The sequence below is a fragment of the Sulfitobacter sp. M05 genome (assembly GCF_029285175.1).
Lineage (GTDB): Bacteria > Pseudomonadota > Alphaproteobacteria > Rhodobacterales > Rhodobacteraceae > Sulfitobacter.
Genome location: NZ_JABEDH010000001.1, coordinates 1,219,312 through 1,237,291 on the forward strand (window position 1 = coordinate 1,219,312; position 17,980 = coordinate 1,237,291).

Sequence of the window (17,980 nt, forward strand, 5' to 3'; positions counted from 1 at the left end):
TCCCGCAAATGTGATCGGCCTATGCGGTCAGCTGGAAACCGGCACGGGCCAGATCCTGGCCATTGACCTGCACAACCACCTCATGCTGCCCGGGATACAGGGTGAAAGTTGTCGCGTCCCCTTTGAGGAAATGGTTTTTCGACAGGCTGAGCGTTTTGCCTTGCTTGATCTCTGACACCTTGAGTTTGAACACTTTCTCCGCCGTCTTGCCGCCTGCACGGGCAAAGATGATGCGGTAATCTACCATCACCGGCAGGGTCTGATCCGCCGACAATTCACAGGCTATCGCCAGCCGGTCCCCGATGGCATAGCTCTCTGCCCCCAAGGTCAGCTTGGCCTGTACAGGCACATCACCGCGATAGCCTAGCAACTCCAAAGCGCCGGAATGCCCCTGTTTTACCAAGACCCGCAGGGCATGGCGCGTCATCCACGCCAGTTCCTTGGCATCCTGACGCCCCGCGCGCTGCCAGTCCTGCAACAACCCGATCACCAGATCTGGCTCTTGCTTTGCAATATCGTTCAGATGGTTCGCCACCGACCGCGTGACATAACGGGTCTTGTCCGCATGGAGCTGTGTCAGGAACGGCACCCGCTGCGCAGTTTCCAGCGTGACCGACTTGGCCCATGGCAGACGCGGGCGCGTGCCCTCGCTAACCAACCGGCGCACATGGTAGTTATCGTCCTGCGCCCAAAGCGCCAGACGGGCCAGCGTTTCGTCCGGCCAGCGGTTCAGGAAGGGCCGGATATAAAACTCCATCGAAAAACGCTTTGTCGCCTCATAAAGCAGGTCAAGCGCCCGTTCGCGGTGGTTTTCAAGCCCATGGCGCACGGCCAGAATACCGGGCACGGCGTGGATGAAATGGCCGAAATCATCGTCGCGCAAGGATGGATCAAGCGGCGCAGGCAGTGCTGCTTCCAACTGGCTTGCCATGGTCGGGAAATCCGCCGCCAACTGCGCCTCTGCGCAATCGGCCATCCATTCCAGCCGCTCCATCAATTCGCGCTCGGCAAAACCTGACAGGGCCTTGGCCTGAAAACCGGAAGCATCAAAAGAAGGCACGCCGGCGGCAAACTCCGCCGCCAGCTGCGCAATAGTCTGCGGATTGAACAGGTGATCCTTGAGCGAGAATTTTTCAGCCATATCAATTACATCGTCAGGTTGGTTGCGCCACCATCCAGCAGCAAATTCTGGCCCACGATGAACCCGGCATGGGTGGAACACAAAAACGCACAAGCTGCGCCGAATTCCTGACGGGTGCCATAACGACCGGCTGGAATGGTTGCGGCCCTTTCACTGCGCGCATCCTCAAGCGAAATGTTACGCGATTTCACCACCGCCCCGTCCAGCGCATCAGCGCGATCTGTGGCGTGGATGCCGGGCAACAGGTTGTTGATTGTCACGCCTGATCCCGCCACTTGCCGTGATGTGCCTGCGACATAGCCGGTCAGACCGGTGCGGGCCGAATTGCTAAGGCCCAGAACACCAATCGGCGCGCGCACGGATTGCGAGGTAATGTTGACCACCCGGCCCCAGCCACGCTCCATCATGCCGGGCACCAGTGCTTTGATCAGGGAAATCGGGGCCAGCATATTGGCATCCAGCGCCTTGATGAAATCCTCGCGGTCCCAGTCGGACCACATACCGGGAGGTGGGCCGCCCGCGTTGTTGACCAGAATATCCACGTCACCTGCCGCCGCGATCACAGCCGCCTGCCCTTCGGCGGTGGCGACATCTGCGGCCACAGTGGTGACTGAAACGCCATAGCTGCTGCGCAACCGTTCGGCTGCAGCCTCAAGCGCGTCACTGCCGCGGGCATTCATCACCAGATCGACACCCGCCTCCGCCAATGCTTCGGCACAGCCCAGCCCCAACCCTTTGGATGACGCACAAACCAGTGCTGTTTTCCCTTTGATTCCCAAATCCATGGCGCGATTCCCCTGTTTCTGTTTCCCCAGACCTATCACGCCAACCGTCAACCGCCAGCAAAACACCGCAGCCTTGACCCAGCCCCGACACAATCCTGGCCTAAACCTCCCTGAGTTTAACCCTAGACATCACGCACCTCCCATTTCCTCAATCAGAGCGAGAAGTGGCGATCAATCTTACAATTTTTACCCGAATTGCGATAGGCTGCCGCCAGCCCCAAAGCACAGAGGACCAGAATGGCACGTTCACGCCCCGCCCCCGCACAAGTATTGGCGGTCTACCCTGCACAAGGCTTTGTCGCCACGGATGGTGCAAACACGGGCGATCCGGTGTCCTTTGCCCGCGAGCTGGTGCTGGATGACATCTATGAACTGCCCTACGGCATCACGACCCAGCGCCTTGGTGTGCTTGACGGTCCCGACAGCCATTTCCGCATCGCGTCAGACTCTGGTGTTGGCACGCCGCGCTCGACGCTTGTACTTGACAGCGCGCTTAGTTTTATGGCCGGCGACGGCGGCATTCACGAGGCGTTGCTGTTGGTCGAGGTCGACGCAAAGGGTGATGCCGCCGCCGTTTATCTGCTTCCCTTGACCGCCCTGCACAGCGGTGTCGAATACCGTCTGGTCGGCATTGACACCACCACCGCGCAGCAAAAATTCGCGCAGGTCGGTTGTGTGTCCTTTACCTGGGGCACCCACATCACGCTGGCGACCGGTGAGCAGCGGCTGATCGAAGACCTTGCCGTCGGGGATTCTATCCTGACCCGCGATGACGGCGTGCAACCGCTGCGTTGGATCGGCCAGACCACCGTGCGCGCGCTGGGGGAATTCGCGCCAGTCAAGATTCTCGCCGGCACTCTTAACAACGATCACGACCTGATCGTCAGCCCCGATCATCGGCTGTTTATTTATCAACGCAGCGACGAACTGGGGGCGGGACGTGCCGAAATTCTGGTCAAAGCCCGCCATCTAGTAAATGGCACTTCAGTGACCGTGATGGATGGCGGATTTGTCGACTACTTCCAACTGCTGTTTGACAGTCACCAGATCGTCTATGCCGAGGGCATCGCAGCGGAAACCATGCTGATCGACATGCGTACCAAACCGGTCCTGCCCAAAGCTCTATCTGCGGCCATGGGCGATGTGATCCCCGGCCACTCCGACCTGCCCCATGCCGGACTGGACGTCAGTGAGTCCCTGTTGGACCGCCACGACATTGCAGAGCTGCTGCGCAAAGCCTCAGGGCGCTAAAACTGACCGACACTGCCTTGTCGTTGATTGGCAGCGCGTGGCCCTGTGCCCCGTCGAAAAACACCACAACCCTTGTTTCCACTGGTATCTAGGGTATGTGTACGCCCGATGAACGCAGGGTGACAAACAACCCGACATTTACCTTTCCCCGACCTATCGGTGAGAAACACATGAGGAACGGCACGCAAGATGTTGGACACACAGAATAACCGCCCCGATCTACCGGTTGAAATAGCCCGCCGCCGAACCTTTGCCATCATCAGCCACCCGGATGCTGGCAAAACCACGCTGACAGAGAAATTCCTTCTGTTTGGTGGCGCGATCCAGATGGCCGGTCAGGTGCGTGCCAAAGGCGAAGCCCGCCGCACCCGCTCTGACTTTATGGCGATGGAAAAAGACCGCGGCATCTCTGTTTCAGCCTCGGCCATGTCGTTTGACTTCAAAGAGTTCCGTTTTAACCTTGTTGACACACCCGGCCACTCGGATTTCTCAGAAGATACCTATCGCACACTGACGGCTGTGGATGCTGCCGTGATGGTGATCGACGGGGCCAAGGGCGTGGAAAGCCAAACGCAAAAGCTGTTTGAAGTCTGCCGGATGCGTGACCTGCCAATCCTGACCTTCTGTAACAAGATGGACCGCGAAAGCCGCGATGTGTTTGAGATCATCGACGAAATTCAGCAAAACCTTGCGATTGACGTGACCCCAGCCAGTTGGCCAATCGGGGTTGGCCGTGATTTCATCGGCTGTTACGATATTTTGCGCGACCGACTTGAAGTGATGGACCGCGCCGACCGGAATAAAGTTTCTGAATCTATTGAAATCAACGGCTTGGATGACCCAAAACTGGCCGAACATGTGCCTGCCGATCTGCTTGAAAAGCTGCGTGAAGACCTTGAGATGGTACGCGAGTTGATGCCGCCACTCGACGCTGAGTTGATGGCGGAAGGGTCACTGACCCCGATCTGGTTTGGCTCCGCAATCAATTCCTTCGGCGTCAAGGAGTTGATGGAAGGCATCGCCAAATTTGGCCCCGAACCACAGATCCAAAAAGCAGAGCCCCGTCAGATTCTGCCCGAAGAGACCAAAGTGTCCGGCTTTGTTTTCAAGGTTCAGGCCAATATGGACCCAAAGCACCGCGACCGCGTCGCCTTTGTGCGCCTCGCCTCGGGGCACTTTTTGCGCGGCATGAAGATGACCCATGTGCGCACCAAGAAACCGATGGCGATCACCAATCCGGTGATGTTTCTTGCCTCCGATCGGGAGCTCGCAGAAGAGGCCTGGGCCGGCGATATCATCGGCATTCCCAACCACGGGCAATTGCGGATCGGTGACACGTTAACCGAAGGGGAAGCTTTGCGCGTTACAGGTATCCCGTCCTTCGCGCCCGAACTCCTCCAAGGCGTGCGTGCGGGCGATCCGTTGAAGTCAAAGCATCTGGAAAAAGCCCTGATGCAATTTGCCGAAGAAGGGGCCGCAAAAGTATTTAAACCCTCCATCGGCTCCGGCTTTGTCGTGGGCGTGGTGGGCCAGTTGCAGTTCGAAGTTCTGGCCAGCCGGATCGAGCTGGAATATGGCCTGCCGGTCCGGTTTGAACAGTCGCAGTTCACCTCTGCGCGGTGGGTGAATGGGGAAAAACTGGCGGTGGACAAGTTTACCCAGGCCAACCCGCAACATATCGCCCATGACCATGATGGTGACATTGTTTACCTGACGCGGCTGCAATGGGACATCGACCGGGTCGAGCGTGATTATCCCGATGTACGACTGACATCGACCAAGGAAATGATGGTGTGACAGCGACCTGGGGGATCAGCGCCACGATCCTCGCGCCGGTTCGCGACATTCTGGCCTTTGCCGCCTACCACCTCGAGGCGGGCGCGCATAGGCTGTACATCTATCTGGATGACGACAATCAGGCCGCCTTTGATGCGCTCAAGGCGCACCCCAAGATACGCCCGACGCTTTGTAATGAGGCATGGTGGAACGGCAAACCGCCAAAGAAACATCAGGTGCGCCAAACCCGCAATGCCACCCATGCCTATGGTCGGCGCGCCGAGGTGGATTGGCTGATTCACATGGATGTGGATGAATTCCTTGTTGCGCAACAGCCGGTCGCCGCAGTTCTTGCCGCCCTCCCCCCAGAGCAGAAGATCGCCCGCATCCGCCCGATGGAACAACTGGCGGGCGATGGGACCAGTTTTAAGGCCTTTGTCCCCAACGGGCCCGACCGCCAGAAAATCGTGGCCGGGCTTTATCCGACCTATGGCCCCTATCTGAAGGGCGGATTCCTCAGCCATCTGGCAGGAAAGTGCTTTGTGCGCAGCGGGTTGAGTGGTGTGCGGGTGCAAATCCACAACGCATTCCAGCACGACGAGATGCTTCAGGGGCCAGAAACAACGCCTGACATTGACCTTGCCCATTGCCACGCAAGTGATTGGGACGATTGGTATTCATCCTATCGCCACCGGCTGGAAAAAGGGTCTTACCGCGCTGAACTGGCCCCCAACCGCCCCCGCGATAAAGGTGGGTTGTCGATGCATGAACTGTTTCAAATGATCGAAGCAGAGGGCGGCAAGACCGCGCTGGAGGCCTTCTTTGACGAGGTGTGCCGCGATACCCCCGCCCTACGGCAGCGGCTGTCCGCACAGGGGCTGCTGAAACGGGCAAACCTTGACCTAAATACCACAATTCCCAAGCATTTTCCGCGCTGAACGCCAAAGACAGGCCCAAATAAGCGATCTATTTGACGTGCGCGGTGCAAGTTGTTATCGGTGCGCAACATGTCGCGGCAGGTGCCGCCCTTGGGCCAAGAAGGCCGATATGACTGATGCAGCGGGCCAAATCAGCGTCCGCAATAACCGGACACATATGACAAAATTTTCTGATCTAAAGCTCAGCCCCAAAGTGCTCAAGGCCATCGACGAGGCCGGGTACGAATCCCCGACACCCATTCAGGCCGGTGCGATCCCCCCTGCCCTTGAAGGCCGCGATGTCCTTGGCATTGCCCAGACCGGCACAGGTAAAACCGCCAGTTTCACCCTTCCAATGATCACCATGCTGGCCCGTGGCCGCGCCCGCGCGCGGATGCCACGGTCTCTGGTGTTGTGCCCGACACGGGAACTGGCCGCGCAGGTTGCTGAAAACTTCGACACGTATGCGCAGCATGTGAAGCTGACCAAGGCGCTGTTGATCGGGGGTGTTTCGTTCAAGGAACAGGACATTCTGATCGACAAGGGGGTTGATGTTCTGATCGCGACACCGGGCCGCCTTCTGGATCATTTCGAACGCGGCAAACTGATCCTGAATGATGTAAAAATCATGGTGGTGGACGAAGCCGACCGGATGCTGGATATGGGGTTCATCCCCGATATCGAACGCATCTTTGGCCTGACACCATTCACCCGCCAGACCCTGTTCTTTTCAGCCACGATGGCCCCCGAGATCGAACGGATCACCAATACGTTTTTGTCCAACCCTGAGCGGATCGAAGTCGCCCGTCAGGCCACGACAAACAAGAATATCACCCAAGGGGTTCTTGAGTTCAAAGCATCGCGCAAGGACCGTGAAGGGTCTGAAAAGCGCAAGGTTTTGCGGGCGCTGATTGATGCCGAAGGCGAAAAGTGCAGCAATGCCATCATCTTTTGCAACCGCAAGATGGATGTGGATATTGTCGCCAAGTCGTTGAAAAAATACGGCTATGATGCGGCCCCGATCCATGGTGATCTGGACCAGAGCCAGCGCACCAAGACGCTTGAGGGCTTCCGCGAGGGCGACCTGCGTTTTCTGGTGGCTTCTGATGTGGCTGCGCGCGGTCTGGATGTGCCTTCTGTCAGCCACGTCTATAACTTCGATGTGCCCAGTCACGCCGAAGACTATGTTCACCGCATTGGCCGGACCGGTCGCGCCGGTCGGGATGGCACCGCAATCATGATCTGCACGCCACGCGACGAAAAGAACCTCGAAGACGTCGAACGTCTGGTGCAGCATCAGATCCCGCGTCTGGAAAACCCGCTTGGTGCTGGCAAAGCTCCTGAAAATAACGCTGCCAAACCGGCAGAGGATGCTGAGGTAAAGACCGACAAGCCAAAGCGCACAAGGTCGCGTAGCCGTAAGACGGATGATGCCCCCAAGGCAGCAGATGCACCGCAGGTCGAAGATACCTCAAACGCAGGCACCAAGACGGAAGCGCCCAAGCGCGAGGCAAAACCAGCCGCCGCCAAAGCGCCGTCAAAGTCACGTTCCGACACTCAGGAAAACCGTTCCGACAACAACCGCAATAACAACGCCTCCTCTTCACGTGGGCGCAATGACAATCGCGGCGGGCGTAACGACAACCGTGGTGGACGGGGCAACAACGATCGGGGCGACAACAGGGTTGTCGGTCTTGGCGATCACACGCCCGAGTTCATCGAACTGAGCTTTGCCGACCGGCCAGCAAGCTAGGTAGGCCTCGAACAAAACAAACAAGAAAGGCCCCTCAGATCACTGCGGGGCCTTTCTTGTTTTCACCCTGTGGCGTTGTGCTGTGATCAGCTTAACCGGCTGACCACCACCGTTACCTCTGGTTTCTTACCAATTTCATCATTGGCAGACTGACGCACGACCCGTTTCAAGCCGTCGTTCAACTTGGTATCATCCCGCAGGGTTGCCGCCTTGGACCGTCCCAGAAACTGGCTCAGGTCTTCTTCCAGCACATCGACCAAGGATGCACCGGATTTCCCTGTGTCTGGCAAGCCCATGGCATCCACCCAAGGATCGCCCAATGGTTCGTCCTCATCGTCAAGGATCACCGTCACGGTAACATGCCCGTTCAAAGCCATGCGAATACGATCACGGACCACCCCGTCCAGCGCACCGATCTGCACCGAACCGTCGATATAGGTGCGGCCCGTCTCGATATACTCTGCCACTTTCGGCGTATTGCCGGACAGATCAATCATCATGCCGTTCACGGCCAGCACACCTTTGATGCCTTTAGCGTCGGCAATTTTGGCATGTTCACGCAGATGGCGGTGTTCGCCATGCATCGGGATCAGGATTTGTGGTTTAACCACATCATGCAGAATTTCGAGGTCGGGACGGTTGGCATGGCCCGACACGTGGTAATGCCCGCCCGAAGATTCATCCACCACATCGACACCGCGTTCAGAGAACTGGTTGATGATGCGGATCACACCTTTTTCGTTGCCGGGAATGGTCTTGGAGGAAAATAGGAACATGTCCCCTTCCTTCATCTCGATCCCTTGGAACTTGCCACGGGCCAGCTGCGCACTTGCCGCGCGGCGTTCGCCCTGTGATCCGGTCACCAGCAACATCAGGTTTTCGCGTGGAATGCCGCGGGCATCCTCTGGGCTGACCACCGGAGGAAAATCCTTCATCACACCGGTTTCAAGCGAGGCCTCGACCATGCGTTTCATTGCACGTCCAAGCAAGACAACCGAACGCCCCGCCTTGTCCGCCGCAACTGCCAGCGTTTTCACCCGCGCCACGTTAGAGGCGAATGTTGTCGCAACAACCATGCCCTCGGCGCTGCTGACCAGTTCTTCAATCGCCGGGCCAACCGTTGCTTCGGAACGACCGGGATTCCGAGAGAACACATTTGTACTGTCGCAGACCAGTGCCTTGACGCCATCCTTACAGACCTCGGCCCAAAGCTCTGGATCATAGGCTTCGCCCACACCCGGTGTCAGGTCGATCTTGAAGTCACCGGAATGGATCACACGCCCTTCCGGGGTGTCGATGACCAAAGCCGAGCTTTCAGGGATGGAATGGGAAATCGGCAGGAAACCTACTGTGAATGGGCCAACCGTTACCTGATGCGGCCAGGCTGACGTCACATGGATTGCATCTGCGGGATGGCCATGTTCGTCCATTTTGCGGGCCGCAATATTGGCCGTGAACTTGCGCGCATAGATAGGCGCTTGCAACTGTCCGTAGGTATGGGCAATGCCGCCTACGTGGTCTTCGTGGGCATGGGTGACAAACACCGCCTCGATGCGATCCTTGCGGTCACGCAGCCAAGCGATGTCCGCAATGATCAAATCCACACCCGGACTGCCGTCCATATCCGGAAAGGCCACGCCCAGATCGACAACGATCAAACGCTCCTTGCCCGGCTTACCGTAGCCATACACATAGGCATTCATGCCTATCTCACCTGCCCCACCGAGGGGCAGATAGATCAATCGTTCACTGCTCATTAGTCAGCTAAATCCTTGTTATACTTATATATCACGGTCAAACCGTGCATCGTCAGGTCATCGCGAAATTCATCAAACAGGTCTACTGCCTGCTGAAATAGCGGGGCCAGACCACCGGTGGAAATCACGCGCATCTCGCGGCCACGTTCCGCCTTTATCTGCGCACATATCTCACGAACCAGTCCGACGTAACCCCAGAAAACACCGGATTGCATACAGGCAACAGTGTTGGTGCCAACGATACGTTGCGGTTGGCTGATATCGACATGGGGCAAGGCCGCCGCCGCATTGTGCAGCGCCTCAAGCGACAGGTTTACTCCCGGCGCAATCACGCCACCAACATAGGCCCCATCCGTGTCCACCACATCAAAGGTGGTTGCAGTGCCAAAGTCGACCACAATCAGATCACCGCCAAACAGGTCATTCCCGGCGACAGTATTCACCAGACGATCCGGCCCCACGGCGGTTCCTTCATCGACCCGCACATCGACAGGCAAGGTACATCCCGCCTTGCCCACCACCATAGGTCGGGTGTTGAAATATCTGTCCGCAAAAACCCGCAGGTTAAACACCACACGCGGGACCGTAGATGAAATGATGACATCGGTAATATCAGCGGTAACCTCTTCAAATCGCATCAGGGACACCAGCCAGACATAGTATTGATCCGCTGTGCGCTTCCAATCGGTTGCCGTGCGCCATGTGGCAATGAATTCAGACCCGTCGTAGATCGAAAAAACCGTATTGGTATTGCCGCAATCAATCGCCAAAAGCATTACAAAACTCCGTTTAGAAAAACACGTCCGCGGCTGCAATCAGCACCGCACCCTTGGATGTTTGCAGGATCAGGTTGCCGCTCTCGTCGATCCCGTCAAAAGTGCCTACGGTCTCGTCGCGCATCGTACGAGCGGTGATCACCTCGCCCAATTTCGCCGCGTGGTCCAACCATGCGCGGCGGATCGGGGCGAAACCATGGGTGCGAAACTGTACATCCAAAAGTGCGTATTCGCCTGCGAGTACATCCAGAAAAACCTCAGGGGCGACCTCAATGTCAAGGTCACGGGCAAGGCTCATTGGTTTGAGCGCCCGCGCCTCGACCTGATCGGGATCTGGGGCATGTGCAAGATTGACGCCAATACCGGTGACCAGATGCTCACCAACGCTTTCCAGCAAAATCCCTGCCACCTTGCCGCCGTACAGCAACACGTCATTGGGCCATTTCAGAGAAAACGCATCGGCCATCCCCGTCACCGCGACAAAGGTGCGATATAGGGCAAGCGAGGTAGCAAAGGAGCGCAGCGCCGCGACTGCTGGTGTCTCGACGCGCCGCATCACCAATGTGCCGGCAAAGTTCCCTCTGGGGGTGGCCCATGCCCGCCCGCGGCGTCCACGTGCGGCTGTTTGTTCGAGTGCAAGGATCCACGTCGGGCCCGATAGTGTCGGCAGCATCCGCGCCGCTTCGGCGAGGGTACTGTCAACCACATCCAGCACATGGCGGGAATATCCCTCCGGCCAGTCGCTCATCGCGACCGAACCCAGAGGTCATTCATACCGAAGATCGGCCGCAGCCCGCTCAATTCACCAGCGCGCCGGCTGCTTCCAATGCGGCGGCTTCGACGCCAAACATGTTGATGATACCCAAGACCATGATCAGGGCAGACACCGTAAGGAACACAGGCAGGATACGACCGGAAGACTGGTCAAGCTGCTCGCTCTGCTCTTCACCGAAGTACATATAGAACACGATCCGAATATAGTAATATGCACCGATCACCGAGGCGATCACACCGGCAATAGCCAACCATGCAAGCCCGGCATCATAGGCGGCACGCAGCACGTAGAACTTGCCAAAGAAGCCCAACATCGGCGGCACGCCAGCCAGTGAGAACAACAGAACCAGCATCGACATGGCGCGGCCCGGGTGGCTTTTGGCATACATGTTCAGCGCACTGATGTCCGTCACAGGCGCACCGTCTTTCTGCATCATCAGAATAAAGGCAAATGTCCCGACGTTCATCGTTACATAGATGGCCATATAGACCAGCATTGCCTGCACCCCAAAGGCCGTGCCTGCCGCCAGCCCCATCAGAGCATACCCCATATGGGCGATGGAAGAGAATGCCATCAGGCGTTTGATATTGGTCTGGCCAATCGCGGCAACCGCGCCCAGAAACATCGACAGCAAGGAAAGAAGCGCAACAATCTGGCTCCAGTCGCTGACCGCATTGCCAAAGGCGTCATGCATCACACGGGCAAACAGCGCCATCGCTGCAACCTTCGGGGCCGTGGCAAAGAATGCCGTGACCGGTGTGGGCGAACCTTCATAAACATCTGGTGTCCACATGTGGAACGGCACGGCGGATACCTTGAACGCCAGACCTGAAATCAGGAACACAATACCCAGCAACATACCGATGGAGGTTTCGCCAGCTTGCGCCGTGGTGATAATGCCCGAGAACAACGTGGTGCCTGCGTAGCCGTAGACCAGCGACGCGCCATACAGCAACAGACCAGAGGACAGCGCCCCCAGCACAAAATACTTCAGGCCCGCCTCGGTCGAGCGCACAGAGTCGCGGCGCAGCGAAGCCACAACATAAAGCGCCAGCGATTGCAGCTCCAACCCCATGTAAAGCGCCATCAGATCCCCTGCCGACACCATCATCATCATCCCAACCGCGCTAAGCGCCACCAGAATGGGGTATTCAAAGCGCAGCAAACCACGGGTCCGCATATAGCTTTCGGACATCACCAGAACCGCCGCTGCGGACAACAGGATGGTCACCTTTGCAAACCGGGCAAAGCCGTCCTGCACAAACATGCCATTGAACGCGATCTGCGTCCCCTCACCTGTGCTGCCGATCCATGTCGCCAGCAAGACAAACACAAGGGCCGTGGCCCAGACCAGCATTCCGCCGACCTTGTCCTTTGTAGTGTAGACAGCCACCAGCAACCCAGCCAGCGCAAAGGCAGACAACAGGATTTCGGGCAGAATGACGTTCAGGTCTGCGGTAATCATCGCATCTATCCTTAGTGTGAAGCAGCGGCGGACTGAATGGCGGTGTCAGCCGCCTCCACCGCGCTTGCGTAGTTTTCGACCAGAGCTGTTACAGAGGGGCCGATCATATCAAGCACCAGCGCCGGGTAGACGCCCAGAAGCAGGGTCATCACAACCAGCGGCGCAACAATCCATTTTTCGCGCGCACTCATGTCCTTGATGCCTTTCAGGCTTTCCTTAATCAGCTCGCCCATGACGACGCGGCGATAGAGCCACAAAGCATAGGCCGCCGAGAAGATCACACCGGTTGCAGCAACGGCGGCGACCCATGTGTTCACCTGGAAGACCGCAACCAGCGTCAGGAATTCACCGACAAAACCAGAGGTTCCCGGCAGGCCGACATTGGCCATGGTGAAGAACAGGAAAATCAGCGCGTAGACCGGCATCCGGTTAACCAAACCGCCATAAGCGTCGATCTCGCGGGTATGCATCCGGTCATAGATCACGCCCACCGCAAGGAACAACGCACCAGAGATAAACCCGTGGCTGATCATCTGGAAAATTGCCCCGTCAATGCCCTGCTGATTTGCCGCAAAGATACCCATGGTCACGAAACCCATATGTGCAACCGATGAATAGGCAATCAACTTTTTCATGTCTTCCTGCACCAGTGCAACCAGCGAGGTATAGACAATGGCAATCGCCGACATCCACAACACCATCGGTGCCATGACATCCGACCCTACCGGGAACATCGGCAGCGAAAAGCGCAAGAAGCCATAGCCGCCCATTTTCAGCAGGATAGCCGCAAGGACAACAGACCCCGCTGTTGGCGCCTGTACGTGGGCATCGGGCAACCATGTATGCACTGGCCACATCGGCATTTTAACCGCGAAGCTGGCAAAGAAGGCGAGGAACATCAGGGTCTGCATACCGCCGACAATCTGAATGCCCAGCAAGCTAAAGCTCTCGGAACCGAACTGATGGTTCAGCAGGCTGACGTCGCAGCCGCCGATGCAGGTTGTACCCGCGTCTGCAAACATTGCAACCATCGCGACCAACATCAGAACCGACCCGAAGAAGGTGTAAAGGAAGAACTTGAAGCTGGCGTAAATCCGGTTCGCACCGCCCCAGATGCCAATGATAAGGAACATCGGGATAAGGCCTGCCTCGAAGAACAGGTAGAACAGGATCAGGTCCAGCGCCATGAACACGCCCAGCATCAGCGTTTCCAACAGCAGGAAGGCGATCATGTATTCTTTGACGCGCTTGTCGACATTCCACGACGCGGCAATCACCAGCGGCATCATAAAGGTGGTCAGCATAACGAACAGGATGGAAATCCCATCAACACCAAGGCGGTATTTCAGGCCCAGCAACCACTCTGCCTCAGTTACGAATTGGAAGCCCGGGTTTTGCGGGTCGAATTCGAACAACACAAACAGCGAGATCACAAAAGTCGCTGTGGTGGTGATCAGCGCCAGCCATTTGGCATTGCGCTGCGCGTCTGCATCATCGCCGCGCAGGAAAACGGCAAGGATCACTGCCGCTAGAGCCGGCAAAAACGTGATAATGGAAAGCAAGTGGGTGTCCATTAGTGCGCCCCTCCGGACATCGTCATCCATGTCACCAGCACCGCGATGCCGATCACCATGGCGAAAGCATAGGTGAAGATATAGCCAGACTGCGCCTTACCGGCGAGCCGTGTGAAAAACGGGACAATGCCCATGGCGATGCCATTCAGTGAACCGTCGATGACGTTGCCATCACCACGTTTCCAGAAAAACCGACCGATCGCTTTGGCGGGTTTGACAAAGACCACATTATACAGCTCGTCAAAGTACCATTTGTTCAGGAAGAACAGGTAAAGCGGCTTTTGGTTCTCGGCCAGTCTCTTGGGCAGGCTTGGGTTCCAGATGTAGAACCAAAGCGCCATGATCAGGCCGAACAACATTGCGATGAACGGTGCAACCTTGACCCACTTGGGCGCGCCATGGGCATCCGCCAATACCGTGTTGTCAGGACCAAAGAACAAAGCCCCCTCACCCGGCGCGCCGCCAAAGGCCGCATGGTGACCGGTGTGGGCATCGTGCCCTTCATCGGATTTGCCGTGGCTGTCCTCGGCACCGCTTGCATGGGTGTCAGAACCTTCGGCCATTTCCACCAGCGGGATGTTGTAAAAGTCCGCGACATATTTGTGATCGCCAAAGAATGGCTTGAACCAGATCATACCGGCAAAGATCGCCCCAACGGCCAGCACTGCCAGAGGCACAAGCATCACCATCGGGCTTTCATGCGCATGTTCATGCGTATGTTTGTCGCCGCGCGCGGTGCCATAGAAAGTAAGGAAGATCAGGCGCCAGCTGTAAAAGCTGGTCATCGCTGCGGCTACCACCAGCAACCAGAACCCATACATAGAACCACCGGCCCAAGCGCTTTCAATAATCGCATCCTTGGACAGGAAACCGGCAAAGCCGAAATGCGTCAATGGAATGCCAACACCGGTGATCGCCAAGGTGCCGATCATCATCGCAGCGAAGGTAAACGGGATCTTTTTGCGCAGCGCGCCATAATTCCGCATGTCCTGTTCGTGGTGCATCGCGTGGATGACCGACCCTGCGCCAAGGAACAACATCGCCTTGAAAAACGCGTGGGTGAACAGGTGGAACATCGCTGCTGAATACATGCCAACACCAGCGGCAACGAACATATACCCCAACTGCGAACAGGTGGAATAGGCGATGACCCGTTTGATATCAGTCTGCACCAGCCCGACAGTTGCGGCAAAGAATGCCGTGGTTGCACCGATGAAGGTGACAAACATCATGGCTTCTGGTGCGAATTCCATCAAAGGTGACATACGACACACAAGGAAGACGCCCGCCGTAACCATTGTGGCCGCGTGGATCAGGGCGGACACTGGTGTCGGACCTTCCATCGCATCAGGCAACCAAGTGTGCAGGAACAACTGCGCCGATTTACCCATCGCCCCGATGAACAACAGGAAGGCAATCAGGTTTGCCGCGTTCCAATCGGTCCACAAAAAGCTGATAGTTTGCTCGGCCAGATCAGGGGCCGCCGCGAAAATATCATCAAAGCGGATGCTGTCCGTCATAAAGTACAGCGCCATGATACCCAGGATAAAGCCGAAATCCCCTACCCTGTTGACCACAAAGGCCTTGATCGCAGCCGCATTGGCGCTGGGTTTTTTGTAATAGAAACCGATCAGCAGATAGGAGGCAACGCCCACACCTTCCCAGCCAAAGAACATCTGGACAAGGTTATCCGCCGTCACCAGCATCAGCATCGCAAAAGTAAAGAACGACAGATAGGCAAAGAAGCGCGCGCGATAGCTTTCGCCTTCGCCGTTGAAATTGTCGTCATGCGCCATGTAGCCGAAGGAATAGAGATGCACGAGCGCCGAAACCGAGGTGACAACAATCAACATGATCGCGGTCAGCCGGTCCATGCGAATGGACCAATCCGTGCTGATTGTTCCGGATTCAATGAACCGCAAGATCTGGATGTGTTCGGTCGGCCCTTCCAGCGTCAGGAAGACGACCCAAGACAGGGCCGCAGCCAGAAACAACAAGCCGGTGGTCAACCACTGGGCTGTCGCCTCGCCGATGATCTTCCAACCGAAGCCGGCAACGATGGCCCCGACAAGGGGTGCGAAAAGGATGATGGTTTCCATGTGGTTAGCCCTTCATCACATTGACATCTTCAACCGCGATAGTGCCACGGTTGCGGAAGAAACAAACAAGGATGGCAAGACCGATCGCGGCCTCTGCCGCTGCAACGGTCAGCACGAACAGTGTGAAAACCTGCCCCACCATATCCCCAAGGAAACTGGAGAAAGCGACCAGATTGATATTCACCGCCAAAAGCATCAATTCGATGCTCATCAACAGAATGATCACGTTCTTCCGGTTTAGGAATAGCCCGAAGATGCCGATGACAAATAGCGTTGCCGCCACTGTCAGGTAATGTTCAAGTCCGATCATCGTTCACTGTCTTTCCGTCGTTATTCGTTTTCTTCAAAAGAAAACGGTAGGAATTTTTAAAAATTCCAGGTCCCTCAAAGCCCTTGCCCAGGCTTCACATCTTTCAGTTCCATCGTCTTGGCCGGATCACGCATCATCTGCGCGACGACATCCTGACGTTTGACATCCACACGATGGCGCAGGGTCAAGACAATCGCACCGATCATCGCCACCAGCAGGATCATGCCCGCCAGTTGGAAGATCAGGAAATAGTCATCATACAGGATCAGACCTAAAGCCGCAGTGTTTTGCACATCAAGATCAGTGACCTGCGTGCGCAATCCTTCGGCCGCGGCATTGGTTTCCCATGCGCCAAAGGCCATCACGAACTGCATCAGAATGATCATCCCGATCAGCAAGGCCAGCGGCATGTATTTGGCCATCTCTGCCTTCAGTTCGGCAAAGTCGACATCCAGCATCATCACCACAAACAGGAACAACACGGCCACCGCGCCGACGTAGACAATGATCAACAACATCGCCACGAATTCCGCACCCAACAGCACGAACAGACCTGCCGAAGACAGGAATGCGAGGATCAGCCACAATACGGAATGCACTGGGTTACGGCTGACCACGGTGAACAGCCCCCCGGTAATTACGCAAATCGAAAACAGGTAAAATGCAAAAACAATCATGCTCCGCTGCCCTTCATGTCGTCGCCCTTCATGTCGTTTTCTTTCTCGTCCATGGCCTGATTGGCCAGCTCCGTCGCACGGGTCATCGCCGGCAGACCGGCAAAGACAGACATTTGTGCAATTGTTTCAGTTACATGCTGTCGTGTGGCCCCTGCCTCGATCGCATGGCGCACTGTTTGACGGACTGCAACATCATTTTGTGCGCCCTGCATTGTCAGACCGGCCAGCGTTAGCAACAGTCGCGTCCGCGCGTCCAGACCACCAGCATTCAGACCGTTGCCGAACATCATTTCCATCATGTCCTTTGGCATCGTGCCCATCATGGCTTCGAACACCTTCGGCGAAAAAGCATCCATCGCAGGCACGGCTTTCGCCATTTCCTGCGCCTGCTTCATCATCGCTTCAAAGGGGTTGCTCGGATCGCTCATCGGTAAGGTGCATCCATTTCGAGGTTGCGGGCAATCTCGGCTTCCCAGCGGGCACCGTTGTCCAGCAACTTGTCCTTGTCATAATACAGCTCTTCGCGCGTCTCGGTCGAGAACTCGAAATTCGGCCCTTCGACAATCGCATCCACGGGACAAGCTTCTTGGCAGAAACCGCAGTAGATGCATTTGGTCATGTCGATGTCGTAACGTGTTGTGCGACGGCTGCCGTCATCCCGCGGCTCGGCATCAATTGTGATGGCCTGCGCAGGACACACGGCTTCACACAGTTTACAGGCAATACAGCGCTCCTCCCCGTTGGGATAGCGACGCAGCGCATGTTCACCGCGAAAACGCGGGCTCAGCGGCCCTTTTTCGTGGGGATAGTTCAGCGTGACCTTGGGCGCGAAGAAGTAACGCATGCCCAGCATGAAGCCTTTGACATAGTCAGTGAGCAGGAAATATCCGGCTTTGCGGGAAAAATCGGTTTGACTCATATCAT

At 56.7% G+C, this 17,980-nt stretch carries 16 protein-coding genes; 4 read left to right on the forward strand and 12 right to left on the reverse strand.

Translation table 11 applies throughout. From position 1 onward, the window contains the following. Positions 1 to 19: 19 nt before the first annotated feature. Together HKX44_RS06140 and HKX44_RS06145 are read right to left on the reverse strand one after the other, a co-directional pair. Positions 20 to 1,141: a hypothetical protein gene (locus tag HKX44_RS06140; RefSeq protein ID WP_276150392.1), complete on the reverse strand. Its 1,122-nt coding sequence runs from the start codon at positions 1,139 to 1,141 to the stop codon at positions 20 to 22. Between the two features lie 5 nt (positions 1,142 to 1,146). Then, the gene (locus HKX44_RS06145) at positions 1,147 to 1,926 is read right to left on the reverse strand and encodes an SDR family oxidoreductase (RefSeq protein ID WP_276150393.1); all 780 of its coding nucleotides are present in this window, start codon (positions 1,924 to 1,926) and stop codon (positions 1,147 to 1,149) included. 237 nt (positions 1,927 to 2,163) lie between these two features. Here HKX44_RS06145 and HKX44_RS06150 point away from each other — a divergent pair, with 237 nt between their 5' ends. From HKX44_RS06150 to HKX44_RS06165, 4 genes are all read left to right on the forward strand, one after another. Beyond that, a complete protein-coding gene (locus HKX44_RS06150) occupies positions 2,164 to 3,177 on the forward strand; it encodes a Hint domain-containing protein (protein ID WP_276150394.1) in 1,014 nt (337 codons plus the stop codon). 189 nt (positions 3,178 to 3,366) lie between these two features. Then, a complete protein-coding gene (locus tag HKX44_RS06155) occupies positions 3,367 to 4,974 on the forward strand; it encodes a peptide chain release factor 3 (RefSeq protein ID WP_276150395.1) in 1,608 nt (535 codons plus the stop codon). Continuing rightward, positions 4,971 to 5,891 carry a glycosyltransferase family 2 protein gene (locus HKX44_RS06160; protein WP_276150396.1) on the forward strand — a complete coding sequence of 307 codons (921 nt, stop codon included), beginning with the start codon at positions 4,971 to 4,973 and terminating at the stop codon, positions 5,889 to 5,891. Before HKX44_RS06155 ends, HKX44_RS06160 begins: the two co-directional genes overlap by 4 nt. A gap of 157 nt (positions 5,892 to 6,048) precedes the next feature. After that, positions 6,049 to 7,623, forward strand: a complete 1,575-nt coding sequence (locus tag HKX44_RS06165) for a DEAD/DEAH box helicase (protein WP_276150397.1) — start codon at positions 6,049 to 6,051, stop codon at positions 7,621 to 7,623. An 86-nt stretch (positions 7,624 to 7,709) separates the two neighbouring features. On the opposite strand, the gene HKX44_RS06170 is transcribed toward HKX44_RS06165, so the two are convergent. The 10 genes from HKX44_RS06170 to nuoI all read right to left on the reverse strand — a co-directional run bounded on the left by HKX44_RS06170 (position 7,710) and on the right by nuoI (position 17,975). After that, positions 7,710 to 9,380, reverse strand: coding sequence for a ribonuclease J (locus HKX44_RS06170; protein ID WP_276150398.1), 1,671 nt, complete (start codon positions 9,378 to 9,380; stop codon positions 7,710 to 7,712). Continuing rightward, complete coding sequence (locus HKX44_RS06175) at positions 9,380 to 10,156, reverse strand: type III pantothenate kinase (RefSeq protein ID WP_276150399.1); 777 nt, start codon at positions 10,154 to 10,156, stop codon at positions 9,380 to 9,382. The genes HKX44_RS06170 and HKX44_RS06175 overlap by 1 nt, the downstream gene beginning before the upstream one ends. A gap of 13 nt (positions 10,157 to 10,169) precedes the next feature. Continuing rightward, positions 10,170 to 10,904, reverse strand: a complete 735-nt coding sequence (locus tag HKX44_RS06180; RefSeq protein ID WP_276150400.1) for a biotin--[acetyl-CoA-carboxylase] ligase — start codon at positions 10,902 to 10,904, stop codon at positions 10,170 to 10,172. Between the two features lie 49 nt (positions 10,905 to 10,953). Beyond that, positions 10,954 to 12,396, reverse strand: coding sequence for an NADH-quinone oxidoreductase subunit NuoN (gene nuoN / locus HKX44_RS06185; protein WP_276150401.1), 1,443 nt, complete (start codon positions 12,394 to 12,396; stop codon positions 10,954 to 10,956). Positions 12,397 to 12,407: 11 nt separating this feature from the next. Next, positions 12,408 to 13,970, reverse strand: a complete 1,563-nt coding sequence (locus HKX44_RS06190) for an NADH-quinone oxidoreductase subunit M (RefSeq protein ID WP_276150402.1) — start codon at positions 13,968 to 13,970, stop codon at positions 12,408 to 12,410. Then, positions 13,970 to 16,069 carry an NADH-quinone oxidoreductase subunit L gene (nuoL, locus tag HKX44_RS06195; protein WP_276150403.1) on the reverse strand — a complete coding sequence of 700 codons (2,100 nt, stop codon included), beginning with the start codon at positions 16,067 to 16,069 and terminating at the stop codon, positions 13,970 to 13,972. Before nuoL ends, HKX44_RS06190 begins: the two co-directional genes overlap by 1 nt. A 4-nt stretch (positions 16,070 to 16,073) precedes the next feature. Further along, positions 16,074 to 16,379 (reverse strand): NADH-quinone oxidoreductase subunit NuoK, encoded by a 306-nt coding sequence (gene nuoK / locus HKX44_RS06200; protein ID WP_025062630.1) that lies wholly within the window; start codon positions 16,377 to 16,379, stop codon positions 16,074 to 16,076. A 74-nt stretch (positions 16,380 to 16,453) separates the two neighbouring features. After that, positions 16,454 to 17,056, reverse strand: a complete 603-nt coding sequence (locus HKX44_RS06205) for an NADH-quinone oxidoreductase subunit J (protein WP_276150404.1) — start codon at positions 17,054 to 17,056, stop codon at positions 16,454 to 16,456. After that, entirely contained in the window at positions 17,053 to 17,484 is a 432-nt protein-coding gene (locus tag HKX44_RS06210; RefSeq protein ID WP_276150405.1) for a carboxymuconolactone decarboxylase family protein, read from the reverse strand. The genes HKX44_RS06205 and HKX44_RS06210 overlap by 4 nt, the downstream gene beginning before the upstream one ends. Next, positions 17,481 to 17,975: an NADH-quinone oxidoreductase subunit NuoI gene (gene nuoI, locus HKX44_RS06215; protein WP_025045074.1), complete on the reverse strand. Its 495-nt coding sequence runs from the start codon at positions 17,973 to 17,975 to the stop codon at positions 17,481 to 17,483. Before nuoI ends, HKX44_RS06210 begins: the two co-directional genes overlap by 4 nt. Between the last annotated feature and the right edge of the window lie 5 nt (positions 17,976 to 17,980).

Excerpts from the sequence above, each read along its gene's own strand:
- HKX44_RS06140 (WP_276150392.1), bottom strand. The coding sequence starts at position 1,141 with ATGGCTGAAAAATTCTCGCTCAAGGATCACCTGTTCAATCCGCAGACT.
- HKX44_RS06145 (WP_276150393.1), bottom strand. The coding sequence starts at position 1,926 with ATGGATTTGGGAATCAAAGGGAAAACAGCACTGGTTTGTGCGTCATCC.
- HKX44_RS06150 (WP_276150394.1), top strand. The coding sequence starts at position 2,164 with ATGGCACGTTCACGCCCCGCCCCCGCACAAGTATTGGCGGTCTACCCT.
- HKX44_RS06155 (WP_276150395.1), top strand. The coding sequence starts at position 3,367 with ATGTTGGACACACAGAATAACCGCCCCGATCTACCGGTTGAAATAGCC.
- HKX44_RS06165 (WP_276150397.1), top strand. The coding sequence starts at position 6,049 with ATGACAAAATTTTCTGATCTAAAGCTCAGCCCCAAAGTGCTCAAGGCC.
- HKX44_RS06170 (WP_276150398.1), bottom strand. The coding sequence starts at position 9,380 with ATGAGCAGTGAACGATTGATCTATCTGCCCCTCGGTGGGGCAGGTGAG.
- HKX44_RS06175 (WP_276150399.1), bottom strand. The coding sequence starts at position 10,156 with ATGCTTTTGGCGATTGATTGCGGCAATACCAATACGGTTTTTTCGATC.
- HKX44_RS06180 (WP_276150400.1), bottom strand. The coding sequence starts at position 10,904 with ATGAGCGACTGGCCGGAGGGATATTCCCGCCATGTGCTGGATGTGGTT.
- nuoN (WP_276150401.1), bottom strand. The coding sequence starts at position 12,396 with ATGATTACCGCAGACCTGAACGTCATTCTGCCCGAAATCCTGTTGTCT.
- HKX44_RS06190 (WP_276150402.1), bottom strand. The coding sequence starts at position 13,970 with ATGGACACCCACTTGCTTTCCATTATCACGTTTTTGCCGGCTCTAGCG.
- nuoL (WP_276150403.1), bottom strand. The coding sequence starts at position 16,069 with ATGGAAACCATCATCCTTTTCGCACCCCTTGTCGGGGCCATCGTTGCC.
- nuoK (WP_025062630.1), bottom strand. The coding sequence starts at position 16,379 with ATGATCGGACTTGAACATTACCTGACAGTGGCGGCAACGCTATTTGTC.
- HKX44_RS06205 (WP_276150404.1), bottom strand. The coding sequence starts at position 17,056 with ATGATTGTTTTTGCATTTTACCTGTTTTCGATTTGCGTAATTACCGGG.
- HKX44_RS06210 (WP_276150405.1), bottom strand. The coding sequence starts at position 17,484 with ATGAGCGATCCGAGCAACCCCTTTGAAGCGATGATGAAGCAGGCGCAG.
- nuoI (WP_025045074.1), bottom strand. The coding sequence starts at position 17,975 with ATGAGTCAAACCGATTTTTCCCGCAAAGCCGGATATTTCCTGCTCACT.